Raw genomic sequence first — 1,843 nt, forward strand, 5'->3', positions numbered from 1 at the left:
GATCACGAGTGACATCAAGAACGCCATGATGGTGGCCATATAGAGTGCAAAAATATAATGAGTCGTGCGAGCCGAGAGTTTGCGCCGGTTGAAAAATAGAGTTTTAGAGGGTGCTTGGGGATTCATATCAGACCTTTTTGATCGTCCATTGATAGGTAACGAGTACCATAACAAGATCAAAAATCAGCAACTAGACGATTAAAGGTAATTACTTTATAAAGAAAATCTTATGAATGATTTTTCCCATTGGGCTAAAGATGAACCTGTTAGGTGCGATTGATAGCTTTATCAAGGTGGTTGACGCGGGCTCCATCGTGGGCGCAGCCAAAACCCTGGGTGTCAGTGCAGCAGCCGTTAGCCAGACCATAAATCGCTTGGAAACCCATCTAGGCACACGCCTTCTCCAGCGCACCACACGTAGCATGGTGTTAACCGAGAGCGGCGCGGTGTACTACGAAAAAGTGAAGCGCATAGCGCGTGATCTCGAATCGGCGCAAAGTGCGATCACCAACGCGCAGACTCAACTCCAAGGGCGACTGTGCATCGCTTCTACCTCGGCTTTCGGGCGGCATGTGTTGGCTTCAATAATCGCCGGTTTCGGTACCCGTTACCCAGGCCTGACACTTGAACTCTCAACCACAGATCGCAAAATTAATCATATTCAAGATGGCATTGATCTGAGCCTGCGGATCAAACCACAACTAGAAGAGGGGATCGTCGCTCGCAAGATCGTTTCGGTCCCTTTTATCATCTGCGCGTCCCCCACCTATTTGGAACGAGCCGGCTGGCCACGCAGCCCTGACGAACTCCAACAGCACGCCTGCCTGGCCTTTCGCTACCCGCTGGATGGACGCTTTCTACGTTGGGTTTTTATCCGGGATGGGCAACGTTACGACGCTACTATCAATGCGACCGCAATCAGTGACGATATTGACGCTCTAGCCCAAATGGCTATCCACGGCGCGGGAATTATCCGCTTGGCAGAGTTCGTGGCGGCGCCCTATATCGAGAGTGGCCAACTCGTTCCTCTGTTTGAAGATTGCCACGCTTCAACTTATGCCTACGCTGAACCGCTCGATATTTATGTATGCGTCCAAGAGCGCGCCGCCATCACACCCAAGGTCAAAGCGTTTATGAGTTATTTGAGTGAATGTCTAGAAATGCGCTGGCCGGTGAACAATACCTTTACTGCGTCCTGACACCGCACTTTGCCGCTTTCATGAATTTAATGGCCGAGCGGCGCTATTCCCACTGACACAGACTGGCTTGCTTACCATTCCGCAATTCCGCTGAAAATCGACATCTACGGCTATCTCAATAAGTGCCATTCAGATCTGTCACCTTTTAGGCATGGTCATTCCATGCGCTGGCGTGAGCATCCTGGATTATTCGAAAGAGCTTTCGCCTCCTTGCATTGAGATAAATATCCTCGGCGTTCCATATCACTTATATGAAAAATTATTTACTCAACACGTTGCTTCGTACGAATACCCGTTTAGCTAAACGAATGTGAAGGCAGCCCGAATGACGTCAAACGGACTACCTATAAGGGAGTTTCTTGCAAGGCCCTGTCCCCAGGGCCTGCCAGACAATAACGGTTAGTAAACCTGCACCCGCCACAGCTCCCGCGAGGAGGAAGCCGGCGACATCGGCAGTCGGCCGTGCAGCGTCCGATAGTTGTCGATCAGCACCAGATCACCTTCGCTCCATTGATGGGCGATCAGGCAATCCGGGTCATAAACCAGCGCGTTGACCTGTTCAAGCAGCGCCTGCTGGGCCTGCTCATCATGGTCTTGCACAGACTGGCTCAGGGTCTGCAATGTCGAGTCGGTGCCCTCTTGGT

At 51.2% G+C, this 1,843-nt stretch carries 2 protein-coding genes and 1 pseudogene; 1 reads left to right on the forward strand and 2 read right to left on the reverse strand.

Annotated features, from left to right (window positions below; all coding sequences use genetic code 11):
• Positions 1-126, reverse strand: a pseudogene (locus AC1DH9_RS28340) (DUF2798 domain-containing protein); the annotation flags it as partial.
• A gap of 131 nt (positions 127-257) precedes the next feature.
• On the opposite strand from AC1DH9_RS28340, the gene AC1DH9_RS28345 reads away from it, so the two are divergent.
• Positions 258-1,199 carry a LysR family transcriptional regulator gene (locus AC1DH9_RS28345; protein WP_427543823.1) on the forward strand — a complete coding sequence of 314 codons (942 nt, stop codon included), beginning with the start codon at positions 258-260 and terminating at the stop codon, positions 1,197-1,199.
• A 399-nt stretch (positions 1,200-1,598) separates the two neighbouring features.
• Here the strand turns inward: AC1DH9_RS28345 and AC1DH9_RS28350 are convergent.
• Positions 1,599-1,843, reverse strand: a 245-nt coding sequence (locus AC1DH9_RS28350; protein ID WP_477809254.1) for a TauD/TfdA family dioxygenase, incomplete at its 5' end; no start/stop codon positions are given.

Source organism: Pseudomonas sp. 05T35 (genome assembly GCF_056396605.1).

Excerpts from the sequence above, each read along its gene's own strand:
- AC1DH9_RS28345 (WP_427543823.1), top strand. The coding sequence starts at position 258 with ATGAACCTGTTAGGTGCGATTGATAGCTTTATCAAGGTGGTTGACGCG.